The 17,560-nt window shown below is 42.7% G+C and carries 14 protein-coding genes; 12 read left to right on the forward strand and 2 right to left on the reverse strand.

All coding sequences use genetic code 11. From position 1 onward, the window contains the following. Positions 1-15 precede the first annotated feature (15 nt). The 8 genes from DESGI_RS06735 (at position 16) to DESGI_RS06770 (ending at position 8,812) form a co-directional block, all read left to right on the forward strand. Positions 16-1,353, forward strand: a complete 1,338-nt coding sequence (locus tag DESGI_RS06735; RefSeq protein WP_006522712.1) for an MFS transporter — start codon at positions 16-18, stop codon at positions 1,351-1,353. 57 nt (positions 1,354-1,410) lie between these two features. Continuing rightward, positions 1,411-2,406, forward strand: coding sequence for a 2-hydroxyacid dehydrogenase (locus DESGI_RS06740; protein WP_006522713.1), 996 nt, complete (start codon positions 1,411-1,413; stop codon positions 2,404-2,406). A gap of 367 nt (positions 2,407-2,773) precedes the next feature. Continuing rightward, positions 2,774-4,348 (forward strand): class I adenylate-forming enzyme family protein, encoded by a 1,575-nt coding sequence (locus DESGI_RS06745; RefSeq protein WP_006522714.1) that lies wholly within the window; start codon positions 2,774-2,776, stop codon positions 4,346-4,348. 57 nt (positions 4,349-4,405) lie between these two features. Next, the gene (locus DESGI_RS06750) at positions 4,406-4,684 is read left to right on the forward strand and encodes a ubiquitin family protein (RefSeq protein ID WP_006522715.1); all 279 of its coding nucleotides are present in this window, start codon (positions 4,406-4,408) and stop codon (positions 4,682-4,684) included. Positions 4,685-4,934: 250 nt separating this feature from the next. Beyond that, positions 4,935-5,708, forward strand: a complete 774-nt coding sequence (locus DESGI_RS06755) for an acyl-CoA dehydratase activase (RefSeq protein ID WP_006522716.1) — start codon at positions 4,935-4,937, stop codon at positions 5,706-5,708. Positions 5,709-5,739: 31 nt separating this feature from the next. Beyond that, complete coding sequence (gene bzdQ, locus DESGI_RS06760) at positions 5,740-6,618, forward strand: benzoyl-CoA reductase, bzd-type, subunit Q (RefSeq protein ID WP_006522717.1); 879 nt, start codon at positions 5,740-5,742, stop codon at positions 6,616-6,618. 33 nt (positions 6,619-6,651) lie between these two features. After that, positions 6,652-6,933, forward strand: coding sequence for a hypothetical protein (locus DESGI_RS06765; RefSeq protein WP_006522718.1), 282 nt, complete (start codon positions 6,652-6,654; stop codon positions 6,931-6,933). A 118-nt stretch (positions 6,934-7,051) separates the two neighbouring features. Beyond that, positions 7,052-8,812 (forward strand): adenine deaminase C-terminal domain-containing protein, encoded by a 1,761-nt coding sequence (locus DESGI_RS06770; RefSeq protein WP_006522719.1) that lies wholly within the window; start codon positions 7,052-7,054, stop codon positions 8,810-8,812. 246 nt (positions 8,813-9,058) lie between these two features. Here the strand turns inward: DESGI_RS06770 and DESGI_RS06775 are convergent, their stop codons facing one another. After that, positions 9,059-10,642: a benzoate-CoA ligase family protein gene (locus DESGI_RS06775; protein WP_006522721.1), complete on the reverse strand. Its 1,584-nt coding sequence runs from the start codon at positions 10,640-10,642 to the stop codon at positions 9,059-9,061. A 228-nt stretch (positions 10,643-10,870) separates the two neighbouring features. Continuing rightward, positions 10,871-12,370, reverse strand: coding sequence for a sigma-54 interaction domain-containing protein (locus DESGI_RS06780; protein WP_006522722.1), 1,500 nt, complete (start codon positions 12,368-12,370; stop codon positions 10,871-10,873). 230 nt (positions 12,371-12,600) lie between these two features. On the opposite strand from DESGI_RS06780, the gene DESGI_RS06785 reads away from it, so the two are divergent. From DESGI_RS06785 to DESGI_RS06800, 4 genes are all read left to right on the forward strand, one after another. Then, positions 12,601-14,364, forward strand: a complete 1,764-nt coding sequence (locus DESGI_RS06785; RefSeq protein ID WP_006522723.1) for an adenine deaminase C-terminal domain-containing protein — start codon at positions 12,601-12,603, stop codon at positions 14,362-14,364. 46 nt (positions 14,365-14,410) lie between these two features. After that, the gene (locus DESGI_RS06790) at positions 14,411-15,295 is read left to right on the forward strand and encodes an MBL fold metallo-hydrolase (RefSeq protein WP_006522724.1); all 885 of its coding nucleotides are present in this window, start codon (positions 14,411-14,413) and stop codon (positions 15,293-15,295) included. Positions 15,296-15,586: 291 nt separating this feature from the next. Beyond that, positions 15,587-16,615 (forward strand): uroporphyrinogen decarboxylase/cobalamine-independent methonine synthase family protein, encoded by a 1,029-nt coding sequence (locus tag DESGI_RS06795; protein ID WP_006522725.1) that lies wholly within the window; start codon positions 15,587-15,589, stop codon positions 16,613-16,615. Between the two features lie 278 nt (positions 16,616-16,893). Next, on the forward strand, positions 16,894-17,517 hold the full coding sequence (locus DESGI_RS06800) for an NUDIX hydrolase (RefSeq protein ID WP_006522726.1): 624 nt from the start codon (positions 16,894-16,896) through the stop codon (positions 17,515-17,517). The last annotated feature ends 43 nt before the right edge of the window (positions 17,518-17,560 follow it).

The following is a 17,560-nucleotide window of genomic DNA, read 5'->3' on the forward strand; positions in this document are numbered from 1 at the left end:
AAAGGGGTGGTTATTGTGACCCAGCTACAGAAGGAAACTATGGTTGAAAATAGCAGCAGGTTGGGCTTCCATTACGGTTATATAATATTAATTATCGGCATTTTAACTGTTACGGGTGCCCTGGGCTTTGCCCGATTCGGCTACGCAACCATTGTGCCTTCCATGAAAGTAAGCCTTTTGCTGAACAATACTCAAATGGGAGCGATAGCCACCGGGAACCTGATTGGCTATACAGCCTTCTCCCTGATCGGAGGTTTTCTCGCTGCCAGATACGGGCCCCGGCTTATTATCGGTTTTTCAATGTCTTTAACTGGAGTTACCATGTTCTTAACCGGATTGTCCGGCGGGTTTGCTTCCGCAGTGGCTTTGCGTTTTTTGACCGGTTTTGGTAGTGCAGGCAGCAACGTGCCAATGATGGGCCTTGCTTCGGCCTGGTTCGGCCCTAAACGACGCGGGATGGCAGCTGGATTTTTAGTCGGCGGTTCGGGTCTTGGCTTTTTTGTAACCGGCTTTCTAGTGCCCAAGGTAATCGCAGCCTCGCCGCAAAACGGCTGGCGATTAAGCTGGTTTATCCTTGGTGCACTGGTGGTTCTGTTAGGCTTATTAAGCTACATCTTTCTGCGGAACAGCCCCAAGGATAAGGGACTTTTGCCACTGGGTGTTGAGTCGGTAGCTTCCCCACAGTCGTCCGCCAGTTCTATGGTTGATCAAATGGGTGAAGTAAACAAAGCAGCTCCCGTTAGTGGGCCGGAGGCGACTACTAAGAGTATTGTTTGGAGTAGCGTTTATGCTTCCCCGGCAATGTGGCATCTGGGTTTTATATACCTGTTTTTCGGTTTCGAATATATAATCTACGGTACATTTTTTTCCACTGCGCTTGTGAGTGATAAAGGGTTCACCCAGGCACAGGCCGGGGCGATGTGGGCATTAGCAGGTGCCATAGGTATCTTCAGCGGCATTCTGTGGGGGGCCGTTTCCGACTATATTGGCCGCAAGTATGCCCTGGCAATTGTTTTTGCTTTACATGCTGTCTGTTACTATTTGTTCTATTCCGCTAACGCAGACGGTGGTATGCTGTTAGTTTCTGTGATACTCTACGGTCTTACAGCTTTCAGTATACCAGGCATTGTAGCCGCCACTTGCGGTGACTACGTGGGTGCGAGATTGGCACCGGCTGCTCTGGGAATGGTTACTCTTTTCTTTGCTATAGGCCAGGCGGCAGCCCCTTCTGTGGCAGGTTACCTGGCTGATGCAACTTGCTCTTTCAACAAAGCTTTTCTTCTGGCTGCAGCAGTAGCAGCTGTTGGCAGTGTTGGCTCGCTAACTTTGGGGCAGCCGAAACATAAATTGTAATTTTTTAAGAAGTGTCATGATATGTTGTAAATTAAAAAGAATATGGAGATGATTTAATTGCCAAAAATAATAAGCTTAATGCCGGAAATTTATTTTAAAGATCCAGGTACACTGTCAATTTTAGAAACTTTTAAAGATGATCTTGTTTTTTTTACAAACTATGAACCCAGTCAAATTATAGCCGCAGCCAAGGATGCAACCTGTTTGTTATGCCCGGCTCCTTACCCACTTATCACAGAACAAATTATTAATGCCCTGCCCAATTTAAAATTAATCCAATCTACTGGCGCCGGCTATGACAAGATCGATATACAGGCGGCAGCGCGTGCTGGGATTCCTGTAAGCAATACCCCGGGCCTGAACTCAATTTCGGTGGCCGAACTGGTTTTGGCGGTAATAATTAATCTTCAGCGGGGATTAGCTTACGCCGATCGGCAAATAAGAAAAGGTTTATACCAGCCTGTAAGGGAAAAGCTTTTGGCTCGTGGGATGTCGGAAATAACGGGAAGTAAATGGGGAGTAATCGGCTTAGGGCAAATTGGGTCCAAAGTAGCCAAATTAGGAAGAACGCTTGGGGTCGAAGTTAACTATTTCAACCGAAAGCGTAAGGTTGAAATTGAAAAAGAACTGCAAATTAATTATCTCAATCTAGAGGAACTATTGGTAACCAGCGATGTCGTTATCGTTTGTTTGGCTTTGACTGCCGAAACCCAAAAGTTAATTGGATTCAATGAAATGAAGTTAATGAAACCAGATTCCCTTCTAATTAATGTGGGCAGGGGTGGGATAATTGACGAGACTGCCCTGGCTGAAGCCTTAACCCTGGGGGAGGTGGGTGGAGCAGCGCTTGACACTTTTGAAACAGAACCTTTGCCCAGCGAACATCCCTTTTTAAATTTGCCGGAGGAGATACAGGATAGAATATTTCTCACCCCTCATTTAGGCGGGGTTACTACCGAAGCATTAAACCGCATGCTGAATTGTGCTCTAGCCAATTGCGTTCGAGTTATTAAAGGGGAGAAACCGCTAGCGGTGGTGAACGGGGTTGAGTAATAATACCATTATCATTAGCTAAATCCGTGGTCAAATGTTTAGAATCAATAATAAATGAATTTTTGTAACAGGTCATCTCTTTTGTGTCTATGCTGCAGTTATCAGGGCTACCGCTTATGTTTTATAAACCCCAACCATTTCGGTATACGGGGTTTATTTGTTGTGGGGCACGTTGGTTTTGTATCTACATAATTAAGATATATTGATTAATAGAAATATACTAAAATGCTTCTATTATTTGTGCAAGCCCGCCAATATAAATGAAATTCACACCGTGATAAACTATAATTACTAACATTTCAGAGGAACCAAGTGGATTATGTATTGGCTATACTTTAACTCTTATAAAATGGAGGTGTTGGCATAAATGTTAACCAGCAAGTGGATGCACGTTGGCACCGTGTTAAAGATGAACGCATACAATTATCCGGATAAATTGGGGTGTCAGGATAAGTATAAAAGCTACACCTTTAAAGAATGGAATGAAAGGTCCTGTCGCCTGGCCAATGGCTTAAAGGATCTAGGAGTAGGTCGCGGTGATCGTGTAGCAATAATTGCATACAACTGCGTAGAGTGGATGGAAATTTATGCTGCATGTGCCAAAGGCGGACAAATTGCCGTACCAATTATGTTCCGTCTCACGCCTAATGAATATGAATATATTATTAATCATTCTGAATGTAAAGCATTGATTGTTGATGAACCTTTTGTAGATGGAGTCAATAGCGTACGTGGAAGGCTTACTTCTATTCCGGAAGAAAATTATATTTTTTTAGGCGATGGAAAAGCGCCGGAAGGGTTTATAAGTTATGAAGGTGTTATATCCAATGGAAGTGCTCAAGAACCCAGTGTATTGGTTGACGCGGCGGATACATGGACAATTATGTATACATCGGGCACAACAGGGAAACCCAAAGGTGTGGTTAGATCTCACGAAAGCTATATGGCACAATACTTATTAAGCAATATGAACATGGGGGTCAGGCCAAATGACAAATCCATGTTGGTGATGCCCATGTGCCATGTTAATTCTATATATTATTCATTCGCTTATACTTGTGTTTCCGCCTCCGTAATGGTATATAATATGCTTAGTTTTGATTCTGAAGATCTGCTGAGGACAATGGCTAATTACAAAGTAACTTTTACTTCTTTAGTGCCCACTCATTATACTATGATCCTGGCATTACCGGATGAAATTAAGCAAAAGTATAATGTCGATAGTATCAGGCAGTTGTTGATTTCATCCGCTCCGGCCAGAAAGGAATTAAAGTTGGCCATCATGGACTATTTTAAATCCGCCGAGTTATGGGAAGCATACGGTTCAACAGAAGCTGGGTTAATAACATACTTGCGGCCGGAAGATCAAATGAAAAAATTAGGGTCTATTGGTAAAGAGATTTTTGGTATAGACAGGATTAAATTATTAAATGAAGACGGCCAGGAGGTTCCTGAAGGAGAAGTTGGCGAATTGTATACCAGATCATCAAACGCCTTTAATGAATATTGGAAGGATCCGGGAAAAACCAGGGAAGTATTTCGTGACGCATGGTGCACTTCCGGGGATATGGGGCGAAGGGATCAGGATGGTTATTATTACTTAGTTGATAGAAAGAAAAATATGATCATTACTGGTGGCGAAAACGTCTATCCATCAGAAGTGGAAAATGTGGTGGGCATGCACCCGGCGGTAAAAGAATTAGCTGTTATTGGCGTACCGGATAAGAAATGGGGTGAATCAATTAAAGCTGTAATTACCCTGCACGAAAATTATTTACCAAGTGACGAACTAGCAAAAGAAATAATTATGTTCTGTAAAGATAAAATCGCCGGTTATAAACGGCCAAAATCAATTAACTTCATCAATGATGATGAATTGCCAAGAACCGGGACAGGAAAGATATTGCATAGATTGCTGCGGGAGAAATTTAGCCATGACTAGTTACTAAGCGGACTTTTTATTTAAAGATTTTAAATATTATGTTAGGGAAGATTAATAATGGCAATTTACGTTAAATTTATGTCATATTTAAGTAATATAACTGGGACCAGTGAGTACCATATAAAAAATCCCTGTAAAACGATGGAAGATGTAATGGAGCATCTTATGGATCAATTTCCTGATCTCAGGGAAGAACTATTTGATGAATTTGGTGACATAGGCTATATTTACCAAATTATATTAAACGGCAGGCGTATATTGTGGCCTGGTGAGAAAGAGATAAGTGTATTACCTGGTGACGAAATTTTATTTCTTGCATTTTTAGGCGGTGGTTAACATACAAATTATATGCAAGCAGGTCAGTAAATTAATATTAAAGTGATTTGCTATGATAGCCCTTCAAGTTGAGGGCTTATTTATTTTGAAGTAACCTAAAAAGGTTAACCCTTGTTTCACCCTCAAATAACCTAGTATCCATGCTTTTAAGCGATTTCGTAAATTTTCTATTTATTTTATAGTATATTGATAAACAATTGGATAGTTTGAGCATTAGCAAACTAGAATAATTACAGGAAGTGCAAATAAGATGATAACTGCTGGTATAGATGCAGGCAATAAGTTTACTAAAACGATCATTATGAAGGATGGCAAAATTATAGCCCGTGGACTAGTATACAGCGGCTTTGATTTAAAGAAGTCCGCACAAGATGCTTTAGCTCAAGCTCTAAACGAAGCCGGGTTAGCATTGGAAGATATTCAATTTAGTGTAGCCACCGGTGCGGGTAAATTGGATGTTGGTTCTGCGGACGGGACTATCTCCGATGTTAGTGCGGCTGTCAAAGGAGCGACTTATTTCTGCCCGGGTGCCAGAACAATTGTGGATGTGGGTGCTGAGGGAGGTAAAGCTATAAAAGCTAACGATAGGGCAAAGGTTATTGATTTTGCTATTAACGACAAATGTGCAGCAGGTGCAGGATCATTTGTTGAATCAATGGCCCGGGCACTGGAAATACCCGTAGAACAATTTGGTGAGTTATCATTGCAGTCCGATAAAGCGGTACCAATGAACGCTCAATGTGTTGTTTTTGCAGAAACAGAAGTAGTATCGCTGATTCATGCCAATGTACCCAAAATGGATATAGCCAAAGCAGTAAATGATGCCATTGCCGGCAGAAATGTTTCCATGGTTCGCCGTGTAGGAATGACAAAGGAACTAGTCCTCGTGGGTGGAATGGCGAGAAACGTAGGCTATGTGCGGGCTATGGAAGAAGGCCTTGAAGTTAAAGCGTTAATTCCTGAATACCCTGAATTTGTTTCCGCAGTAGGCGCGGCCGTGGCAGCACAGGAAAAATTTAAATAATAGTATAATAAAAAATAATTAGGGGACAAAAATGGTTTTTGAAAAGAAAGAGTATTGGAGATGGAAAGAATATAACTGGAAGAACCCGGATACTGACTGGCGTAAAGCCAATATTATCACTGCCGGCGTTGACGTGGGCTCAGTTAGTTCCCAGGCTGTAATTATGTGCGACGGTGAACTTTACGCATACTCCACTATGCGCACTGGTTCTAATAGCCCCAATAGCGCTTTAAATGCCATAAATTGGGCAATGGAAAGTACCGGCTTAAGCCTGGACGATATTCATTTTAAAGTGGGTACGGGATATGGTCGCGTCAATATCCCTTTCGCTGATAAAGCAATAACGGAAATTGCTTGCCATGCTCGGGGTGCAAATTATATGTACGGACCCACTGTGCGTACCATCCTGGATATGGGAGGACAGGATTGTAAAGCCATTCACTGTGATGAAAAAGGTAAAGTTACTTCCTTTCTGATGAACGACAAATGTGCAGCTGGTACCGGACGTGGTATGGAGGTTTTTGCCGACCTGCTTAATATATCCATTGAAGAAGTTGGTGATAGATCGCTTCAAGTGGAAAAAGAGCCTGAGCCGGTAAGCAGCACCTGCGTGGTATTCGCCAAATCGGAGGCAATTGCCCTATTGCGTTCGGGCTGGTCCACTGAAAAAGTACTGGCCGCATATTGCCTGGCTATGGCTCGCCGCGTTGTATCGCTCATAGAGAGGAACGGTATGGAGCTTGATTTTGCAATAACCGGTGGCATTGCCAAAAACGATGGTGTGGTAAGTAGGATAGAGAAAGAAATGGGTGTTAAAGCCTTAAAGCCCAAACATGATACTCAAATAGCCGGTGCTCTGGGGGCAGCTCTATTTGCCAAGGCACTGGTGGAAAAATCCGGGGAAAAGTGATGCCCCGTTAAATGGGTGGCTGAGGTGAAAATTATGATTGCTAATTATGGCTACAAAGATGGTGCCGGTGAGTTTTTTATCAGTATTGATACTGAGAAGTGCGCCTCTTGTGTAGAAAAGCCATGTGTAAAAGCTTGCCCGGAACAAATATTTTATATTTACGAGGATGACTATGATGATGAGGTTGTTGGTGTTAGGGATAAAAGCCGTAACCAATTACAATATATTTGCGCGCCATGCAAACCATCTACCGGCGAGCCAAAGCTAACTTGTACAGAAGCCTGCACCTCCGGAGCTATTAAACATTCCTGGTAAAATGTGCAACCAGTGGGAAAGCCAGCTCATACAACAATACCTTCAAGAATACGGTCAACTGCCGCCAGAAGGTAATGAAGAACTGGATGACCTCTTTAAAAGGGGGAATATCTACTACATGAATATGGAAGAGTATAAAGATTTAATTCAAGTGCCCTTGGGCAGAGTTCATGCCGACAAAGTTATTAATAATGCCAGAATAATCAATACTTACACCGGCAAGGTACAGTCCGGGCTCAAGGTGGCTATAAAGGGTAGCCGAATTGCTTATGTCGGCACATCAGATAGTATGGTAGGTGAGGAAACAGAAGTTATTGATGCCACGGGGATGTTTCTGGCACCGGGTTATATTGATCCCCACGGACATACTGATTTTGGCGCTAATCCAATAACTCTGGTAAATGAAATACTTCCCCGGGGTACAACGGCTATAATGACTGATACTAAATCATTAACAGCGGCCCTGGGGGTAACTGGTATTCAGGCTTTGCTGGATATGACCGAACAACTGCCATTGAAATTCTTTTATGCTGTTACTGCAGCCAATCCGATTTTTCCACATCTTGAGGGTGAAGAAAGCCTCTCCATGGAGGAGTATACCAGATTCATCAATCACCCCAGGGTGCTTGCGGTGGGTGAGTTGGTAAGCTGGGTCAGGGCTATCGATCTTGATGAAACGGTATTAAGCAAACTAAATCTGGCTCGCCGTTTGAATAAGCGCATAGAGGGCCATGGAGCAGGTTGTTCGCCTGAAACACTAAATGCTTTGATAAATGTCGGCATAACATCTTGTCATGAGAGCATTACCCCGGAGGAAATACAACACCGGATTAACCTTGGTATACATGCCATGCTTCGACATGGATCTATTCGCAGTGATTTGGAAGCCCTTTCGCGTGTAATTACTATGGACCCGGAGTTGGATACCAGATGGATGATGTTAACTCCGGACTGCTTTAGCCCGGGTGATATTTTAACCCACGGCTATATGGTATTTTTGGTTGAAGAAGCTATCAGGTGCGGTGTACCTCCGGTGAAGGCGATACAAATGGCAACTATAAATCCTGCTCAATACCTGGGGATTGACCGGGTGGTGGGAGGGATTGGACCCTCACGATATGCGGATATACTATTTTTGGAGCACCCGTCATTACCTGCTCCGGTAAAGGTAATGGTCAATGGTGAGATAGTGGCGGAAAACGGTAAATTAATACAACATTCTCAACTAAATTGCCCACGCTTTCATCCTGGGAACTGGCGCTCCGGACGGGTGCCTTCCTTTAAGGCTGCTGTAACCGAGCATTTTTTAGTTAAGGCCGTTGCAGCGGATGGAGAATATGAGCAAGTTCCCGTGATAAAAATTGTAAATCGTACTATCACCAAGTTAGATTATGTGAAACTACCGGTAAAATCCGGCGAACTTATAATTAATGACGAAGATATACTTAAAATTAGTATGTTACACATTAATAGGGATAGGTTTGCCACGGCGTTTATGAAAGGCTACGGTGCTTCTATTGGCGGTTTGGCCACCAGCACTGCCCACGACCACCATACACCATTTGTAATAGGTAATAATGAAGATGATATGGCACTAGCCTTTAACCGGATGATGGAAATAGGTGGTGGACTTGTGCTGGTGGATGGAGGGCAAATTAAAGGAGAATGTCCAATGGTTATAGGAGGAATTATGTCAAACCGGGACATGGGTAGCCTGAATAGAGAATTAAAGGTGATTGAACAGTATCTCATGGAAAGGGGTTGTAAATCCGGTCCTTTGATAACACTGGACTTTTTGGCGCATACAGGAGTGCCTTTTATCAGAATAACCCCTTCCGGACTGTACGATGTGCGCAGTAAGGAGATTTTATTTTCATAAAGTTAATATTTTAAACTCTTTCGCAAGCTTTAAGGTTGTACAGGTTGGAATTGTACAACCTTAAAGCTTGTATTTTGCTGCAGCTAAATACTTTTGACGACTAATCGCCAGCAATGCTTAAAAACAAAAAACCGGTCAAAGTATTCATAATTATATGTATAATTTGCCGGTTTTTTATTGTTTCTATTTAAAAAATTTTGAGAAAATTAATTTTATCTATCTTAACTTTTAAAACAACTAAAATTTTTATTCCAACACAGTAGATTCAATGGCCTGCTGCCTTAACTTATACCTTTGAATTTTGCCCGTTGCTGTTTTAGGCAGTTCTTCAACCGGTACAACCCAACGCGGGTACTTATAAGGAGCAATATTCGATTTGACAAATTTCTTTAACTCTTCTAAAAGCTGATCATTAGAATCTACATTTTGTTTAAAAACTACATAAGCAAGTGGCTTATACATTCCATCAGAATCAGGTTTGCCCACCACACCGCATTCAAGCACTGCCGGGTGAGCCATTAATGCATTTTCAACTTCCACTGGAGAGACCCATATTCCGCCAGCCTTGATCATATCATCGCCCCGGCCGACATAGAAGAAATATCCATCTTCATCTTGATAGTATTTATCACCGGTATTTATCCATTCACCGATGAAGGTTTCTTTGGTTTTCTGGTGTTTGTTCCAGTAATAAGCCGCTATGCTATCCCCTTTAACCATTAAAGTACCGACTTCACCTTGCGGTACGCGGTTTCCATCGGCATCCAAAATCTTAGCTTCATAACCCGGTACAACTTGACCAGTGCTTCCTGGTTTAATTGCACCCGGTCTATTGCTTATAAATATATGCAATACTTCTGTGGAACCTATGCCATCTAATATTTCCAGTCCAAACTTTTCCTTCCACTTTAAAAATATTGGTGCGGGTAATGATTCGCCGGCTGATGCACAATGCCTGATGGAACTCAAATCATAATCCCGTTCTGCATTTTCTATTTGCAGTATTGCACCATAGGATGTTGGTACTCCAAAATAAAGTGTGGGGCGGTATTTAGTAACAGTTTTCAATACTGATTCCGGCGTCGGTCTTTGAGGTACTAATACTGTGGATGCACCAACGCTGAAAGAAAAGTACAGGCCGTTACCAAGCCCGTAGGCAAAGAATAATTTGGCCACTGAAAAAGTAATATCATTTTCATTGATACCGAGAATGCCCTTGGCATAATATTCGGCACAGTAAATCATATCGTGATGCAAATGCACGGCACCCTTTGGAAAACCGGTGGTTCCCGAACTATAAAGCCAAAAGGCAGGGTCGTCCGCTGTTGTGGCAGCAGTGGACAAATCCGTGGCTGACTTTTTCAAAAGGTCTGAAAAATTAAAATACTTTTCAGGTGCGTCATCGCCAACCACAATGATGTGCTTTAGATATAGAAGCTCATCGTATATTTCAATAATGTTGCCCAGTAGTTCCTGGCTGACAATTATTGCTTTAGCACGGCTGTCGTTTAATAAGTAAAGGTAGTCTCTCGGTTTAAGCATTGTATTGGTGGGAACCGGTACAGCACCGATTTTCATAGCACCAAAAAAACTGTAAGCAAACTCGGGACAATCAAAAAGCAACAGCATTACCCTGTCTTCTAATCCTATTCCCAAAGTTAATAATGCATTACCGGTACGATTTACGTTTTCATATACCTCCTGATAAGTAATAGTTTTATCTTCATAATAGATAGCTACTCTTTCACCACGTCCCGCCTTAATGTTTTGGTCTACAAAATACTCTGCAGCATTAAATTTTTCCGCAAAAATTATTGGTGATGGTGACATTATTACTCCCCCTTCCTTTAGCAGCATACAGTAGCAAATAAGATGCCTAATTTTTTGTTTCATATCTAATTAGTTGTCCAAGTGGCCTGAATGGCGCAAATTTAGCGGTGATTGGTTATTTGCAGATATAATGTCTTAATAATTAGTTGGTGCCAAATTGATTTTTGGTGCCTGGTTGAACCATTTTTTTTCAGTATTGCACCATGCTCTATATGCGTTTAATTAGTATTACTTGCTGGCATTATGCCTTTTTTGTGTTTTTATATTATAACGCGCCATTTTACGGATTACACTGGAATGTGAAATGCCCAATGCCTTAGCTGCTTTTCGTGATGTTGTGTAACGATTTATAGCCATATCCAGTAACTCTTTATCCAGTATATCATGTGCATCCTTTATCGGCAGTAAATAGTTAATGGTAACTGGTGGAATTGTTTTCTTATCATGCAGTAGCAGCTGTTCTTTGACCTGCTGAGCCTGAATAACATCTCCTTCATACAGGATAACCAGTCGCTCAATAATGTTTTCCATTTCTCGAACATTACCGGGCCAGGAGTATCTCTCCAATTCCGTAAGTGCTTCAGAATCCAACCGTTTTTCTATTTTATGTTTTTCCTTGCATTTCTTAAGAAAATGCAGTGCCAGCGGTGCAATGTCTTCAATGCGTTGGCGTAGTGGAGGAACTTTTATGGGTATTACATTAATACGGTAATAAAGATCCTCCCGGAAAGTACCCTCTCGTACACATTCCCACAAATCTTTATTAGCAGCGGCAATAACTCTAACATCAACCTTTATGGGCTTGGTGCCGCCCAATCGATAAAGCACTTGTTCTTGTAGTACGCGCAGCAGCTTACCTTGTATACTTAACGGCATTTCGGCTATTTCATCCAACATAATTGAGCCCTTATTAGCCAGTTCAAATAGTCCCATTTTCCCTTGTTTTTTAGCCCCTGTGAAGGCACCTGCCTCGTAGCCGAAAAGCTCTGCTTCCAGTAAAGTCTCAGGGATGGCGCAGCAGTTAATTTGTACAAATTTGCCATACTTTGCCCTGTCACCACTATTATGTATAACCCTGGCAACTATTTCTTTACCGACGCCAGACTCACCGGTAATTAACACTGTACTATCTGTTTGGGCTAACTTGATAGCTAAATATAAAATCTTTTGCATTTCCTTGTTTTCAACAATAACCGTGTCATGATGAAACTTTTCTAACAATAACTGGTAAAGTTCAGTATGATACTGTTCATTTAAAATTTGAGTTTGTTGCAATTTTTCCTTTAATTGGTTTAATTCAGTAATATCCCGAACATTAGTTATTACGCCCGTTACTTTGCCCAAATGGTCGAACACAGGATTGCCCGTCACCAGCACCTCTTTGCCCGTTGGGTTAATATATTGATAAGCAGTAACTGTGCGCTTTTCCTGTAAAGCTTTAATGGTTACAGATTCCCATTTAAAAATACCTTTCCTGAATAAATCATCTATTCGCTTACCGATAAAATAGCTATCGTCAAGACCGGTTAAGCGAGCTAAGGCCTGATTTATTCTAACACCTCTGCCATGCACATCTGTAATCATAACACCATCAAAAGAGGTTTCGATAATAGTGTCCAGTTGGTTGTAGAGATGCCGAACGGTATTTAATTCGGAGGACACCCGTTCAAGCTCAGTTATATTTTGAAAAATTGATTGGGATGGTAGAGAAAAATTTTTCAGAACCATTGGTACAACCCCTTTGCAGATGCATAAATAAAGCTTAAATATATTTTACAATCAATATGGCCACCTGTCTGTTAAGCAAAGGGAGGAATTGTGGGCTAGCCCAAAAGTATTAAATCTTTAAATAGTGTCACGAGTTATCTGTTGATTAGTAAATATTTATAATGTTCTGGAAAGTTGTATTATGCTGGTGATATAATTAATTTTATATAAACTATTATTATGGAGGTTTTATGAAAAATCAAAAATTGCGACCTTTAAACAGGCAGAGTTTATATAATTTAATTTGTACTGCAAAGGGTGACGTCAAAGCTGACCTCTATATTACAGATAGTATGGTGGTAAATGTTTACACAGGTGAATTAGTTAAGTCAAATGTGGCAATAAAAGGTCGCCATATAGCATATGTGGGTGATGCAGTCAACATGGTTGGAAAGGAAACCCGGGTGCTGAATGCAAAAGGTTTATATCTTTGTCCCGGATATATTGAACCTCATGCCCATCCTTTTCAAACATATAACCCGGTTACCCTGGCCGAAAAAGTAATGACTTTGGGAACTACTACTTTAATATGCGACAGCCTATTTTTTTTTAATAACATGGATGAAAGGCAGCTGACCCATCTCTGGCAAGAACTAGCTGAACTGCCGGTAAAAATACTTTGGGGGGTTCGCCTGGATCCCCAAACATATTCCCCTCAGCGTATGGAACAATTCTCAATGCAAAGAATTGAGTACCTATTGGACCAAACGGTGGCCAGGCAGGCAGGGGAACTCACTGACTGGCCTTCACTGATTTCCGGCAGGGAACAAATGCTTAATAATATGCTCACGGCAAGCCGGTTAGGCAAACGTGTTGAGGGCCATGCGCCCGGAGCGTCCTTGCAAACTTTAAACGCGCTGACATCCGGAGGGGTAACAGCTTGTCATGAAAGTATTACGGGGGAGGAAGCTATACAACGTTTGCGCCTGGGCATGTACGCTACGTTGCGTCATAGTTCACTCAGACCGGATCTGCCTAAATTACTGCAGGATTTATTAAACGCCAAAGTGGATTTGCGCAGAACCATGATTACCACTGATGGTACAACACCTCCAACCATACAACATGGATTCACCGATTATATACTGCGTTTAGCCATTGAATCCGGCTTGCCCCCGGTGGAAGCTTACCGTATGGCTACTATCAATCCGGCGACATACTACGGATTAGACAATGAACTGGGCGGTATAGCCCCCGGTAAGCTGGCAGACATTCTTTTCCTGGAGGATCTGACCAACCCTACACCTGTAAAAGTGTTAACTGAAGGTACTTTGGCGGCGGAAAAAGGCAGAAAGCTTATAGAATTTGATCAACCTAACTGGCAAGACTATAACATTACTTCGATCTCGAGTTATCATATTGAGAGGACTGATATTATACCCCCTGCTTATGATGGTTTATTTCCAGTAATGCAGTTTGTCAGCCCGGCAATAACCAAACAACGGGATTTAAAACTGCCGGTGCGGGATGGTGTGATAGACATAACCGGTGAATCCGGCTTGATTTATGCCGCCCTGCTGGACCATATGGGGAACTGGATCTGTAGCGGAATAGCTGGCGGATTTGCTGACGACCTGTCCGGAATGGCCTGTTCTAATACCTATTCAGGTGATATTGCGGTGTTGGGGAGAAATCCTGAGGAGATGTTGCGAGCCACCAGGCGTGTGTTTGACATTGGAGGTGGTGTGGTGGTTGCTGAAGATGGGCAAATAGTTTTCGAATTACCCCTGACTCTGGGTGGTATGATGAGCGACCAGTCCCTTGATGAATTAATTGCAAAATGTCAAGAACTGTACTCATTACTGGCTAAAAAAGGCCATACTCATTATGACTTGTTGTATACTATCCATTTTCTTTCTGCCACCCACTTGCCGGAAATTCGTTTATCTCCGCATGGTATTTTTGCCGTGAAAGAAAAAAAAGTGTTAATGCCGACCAGGAAAATAGGTATTTGAACTACTGAACTGGTTTTTGCGATTTTCACAGAAAGGCGGTAGCATATTGTACTTAACTGAACAGATAACCGTGCTGGGCAACCGGCACTTTCGTATTTACGCTGTTGGTAAAAATCCAGCGGTGCTGTTGGAAGGTGCCGTTAGTGCCGTGGTACCTGCTGTTGCGGGCCAGGTGCAAAGTAGTGATATTGCACCGTCAATTAATCATTTGGTGATTATGCATGCTCATTTTGACCATGTTTGTGGCATGCCCGGGTTGCGACAGTTGTTCCCCGGCGCGCGTGTTGCCGCATCGGCCAAAGCTCGGGATGTTCTGCAGCGTTCCAAAGTGGTGGCGCACTTTTTTGCAGAAGACGCTGCCATGACCCGGGTGCTGTGCAATGAGGGTTATTTAACGGAAACAGCCGGCATTGCTGCTCCAGCAACCATTGATGTGGACGATGTTATTGAGGATGGGATGTGCTGGGAACCGTCCCCTGGGGTGCGTTTGCAATTCTACCATGCCCCGGGGCACAGCCCGTGCAGTTTAGTGGCCTATCTCCCCGAAGGGGAAGTGCTCTTCAGCTCGGATTGCGCAGGTTTTCCCATTGACAATAATCGCTTGTTTCCTATTTTCTTTGAAAGCTATGAAAAGTACGTCTCCACCATCAACCGCCTGGCGGATTTGCCGGTAAGCATACTGGCCGGCGCACATGAACAAATCATTCAAGGATCAAAACAGGTCCGGGAGTTCTGGAATTTAGCTCGTACTGAGGCGGAATGGGCTCGGGAAAAGATTATCCTATTGCTGCAAAAGGGATTGGATGAGATGTCGGTTGTTGAAGAACTGTTTGAATACTATTATACCGGTAACCTGCGCATTTACTCGGAGCAAAATATCCGGCTTTGTTGTAGTTTGTTGGTCAGGCGGGTTAAGGAAACTATCGAGTAAAACAGAACTTTTATAGCTGTTTACAATGATGGTGTTTAATTGCAAGTCAAAGTAACGGCTGGGCAAGTAACTTTATAGCCTGTATCATTGCTAACCGGTTTTTTGATTGTAGCATGACTTGAAAATAAAATTCCCGGCTAAATGGCTCAAAACTATGCACCGGGTGTGATAAATATCACGGTCAACCAGTTATTAATAATATGGTTTTAGACGGCTAAATTATATATAATGTGGCAAAACAGGTGGTTTCCTGTTAAGGTTCAAGGGGAAACCAACAGGAGGTGCATTATTATGCTAAAACTACCGGGTAATTGTATGACCACTGCTATGGGTATATTGCCCCATAAGGAAATAAACGCTGCTATGGAAGTTGCTCTTACCATGGATATCCCTTTTTGGCCTCAGCTCCCCGGGTATAGCTTTTACGAGGACATGTACGTACAAGTAAGCGAAAATTTTCCCGGGATCAGGCTGGATGAACAAAAGAAAAAGTTATGGCTGGATACAAACGCTTTTTACGAAGAATTGGGCGCATACGCAGTGCACAGTGAGGAGGAAAGTACTTTTACGCTTTCTGATGCCTATTCCGCAGCGTTTAAAACCTTTTTAAAGCAGGATTTAAGCGAGTTCGCAGTGGTGCGCGGGCAAAATATCGGGCCCATCAGCTTTGGGCTCAAGGTCACCGATGAAAATATGAAACCCATAATTTATAATGACGAAATACGCTCATTTATGTTTGATTTTATTGCCCGTAAAATTAATGCTCAATACCGCCAGCTGCTTGATGTGCACCCTGTGCCCTTTGTGTGGGTGGATGAACCGGGGCTGGAAATACTGTTCGGGTCCTTTACGGGGTATGCAAGTGATCTGGCTAAAAGAGATTTTGCCGGTTTTTTAGATACCTTGGAGGGTCCCCGCGGCGTGCACTTATGCGGCAATCCAGATTGGTCATTTCTACTGAGCGGGTTGGATTTGGATATTCTATCCGTAGACATCTATGGTAACGGGCACATATTTACCCGCTATGTTGATGAAATAAAAACTTTTTTAGAGCGTGGTGCCATAATTTCCTGGGGTATTGTGCCCACCCTCACCGAGGAATTAAATGTAGAAAGCGTGGATATGCTGGCGCGCAGGCTGGAGGAATACTGGAGTTACTTGTCAGGCCGGGGGATACCGCTGGAGGTTATTTTAGACCGTGCCTGGCTGGCACCGGCCCGGTGCTGCCTGGTTAATGCCGATGGTGCTGCTACTGTGGAAAGAGCCTTTCATGCAGTTAACCAGATATCCAGGCAGCTGCAGAATAAATACGGGTTGTAACAGTTAAGCATACGATAAAGCATGCAATAAGGCATCGACCGGCGCGGATAAACCGTGCTAATATTGACAATATAAAACGTAAGCTTTAAAGTTGAAAAAGGTGAAGGTTAAAATAATAAGATGCTATAATAAGCTGGTGTTATATTTGGTCTGGTACTTATTTGTGCCAGGGCATATATATAAGCAGTCGTGCATGCGTGCTTTTATAAGCAGGTTTGCAAACTCTTGCTCGGTAATGTCCAGGGTTGCTTATATAGAAATTTTTTATGGAGCGGATTATGAACGAAAATAAAATTATGCAAAAACTAAACAATGGAAAATTAGATTTAATGGATAAAAATAATTACCTGGTATCGGAGGTGCTTCTACCGCTGGTATATAGTACCGGTGGTCTCGAGATCCTGTTTGAGGTGCGTTCCCAACACCTTAACAGGCAGCCCGGGGAAATATGTTTTCCCGGGGGCAAAGTAGAGGAAAACGAGCTTAGTCAACCGGGTTCCGCCGCCGTGAGGGAAGCTGCTGAGGAACTGGGATTGTCCACCGGTGATATAACGACCATAGGTGCGCTGGATGTGCTGGTTACCCCTATGGGAACATTGATATACCCCTTTGTGGGACGGATATTGTCCCCCGGGAATATTGCACCCAACCGTGGCGAGGTGGCTGAAGTTTTTACTGTGCCCTTATCCTTTTTTCAGTTCAACCCCCCGCAGGTGAGTAAAGTAGAGGTGGCCACCCGTTATAGTAAAGATTTTCCTCTGCACCGGGTGCCGGAAACATATAGGGGTGATTGGACTAAGCGCTGGTCCTACCCCACATATATATATGAATACAAAAATTATTTTATTTGGGGCATGACAGCCAATATTTTACATCATTTTTTAAGTGCTATTATCGAGTAATAGACGAAAAGTTTGTTAACAAAGCGACTTGCTGCATTTTCAA

Source organism: Desulfoscipio gibsoniae DSM 7213, assembly GCF_000233715.2.
GTDB lineage: Bacteria > Bacillota > Desulfotomaculia > Desulfotomaculales > Desulfallaceae > Sporotomaculum > Sporotomaculum gibsoniae.

Coding starts and splice junctions, on each gene's coding strand:
- DESGI_RS06745 (WP_006522714.1), top strand. CDS start 2,774: ATGTTAACCAGCAAGTGGATGCACGTTGGCACCGTGTTAAAGATGAAC.
- DESGI_RS06750 (WP_006522715.1), top strand. CDS start 4,406: ATGGCAATTTACGTTAAATTTATGTCATATTTAAGTAATATAACTGGG.
- DESGI_RS06755 (WP_006522716.1), top strand. CDS start 4,935: ATGATAACTGCTGGTATAGATGCAGGCAATAAGTTTACTAAAACGATC.
- bzdQ (WP_006522717.1), top strand. CDS start 5,740: ATGGTTTTTGAAAAGAAAGAGTATTGGAGATGGAAAGAATATAACTGG.
- DESGI_RS06765 (WP_006522718.1), top strand. CDS start 6,652: ATGATTGCTAATTATGGCTACAAAGATGGTGCCGGTGAGTTTTTTATC.
- DESGI_RS06770 (WP_006522719.1), top strand. CDS start 7,052: ATGAATATGGAAGAGTATAAAGATTTAATTCAAGTGCCCTTGGGCAGA.
- DESGI_RS06775 (WP_006522721.1), bottom strand. CDS start 10,642: ATGTCACCATCACCAATAATTTTTGCGGAAAAATTTAATGCTGCAGAG.
- DESGI_RS06780 (WP_006522722.1), bottom strand. CDS start 12,370: ATGGTTCTGAAAAATTTTTCTCTACCATCCCAATCAATTTTTCAAAAT.
- DESGI_RS06785 (WP_006522723.1), top strand. CDS start 12,601: ATGAAAAATCAAAAATTGCGACCTTTAAACAGGCAGAGTTTATATAAT.
- DESGI_RS06795 (WP_006522725.1), top strand. CDS start 15,587: ATGCTAAAACTACCGGGTAATTGTATGACCACTGCTATGGGTATATTG.
- DESGI_RS06800 (WP_006522726.1), top strand. CDS start 16,894: ATGAACGAAAATAAAATTATGCAAAAACTAAACAATGGAAAATTAGAT.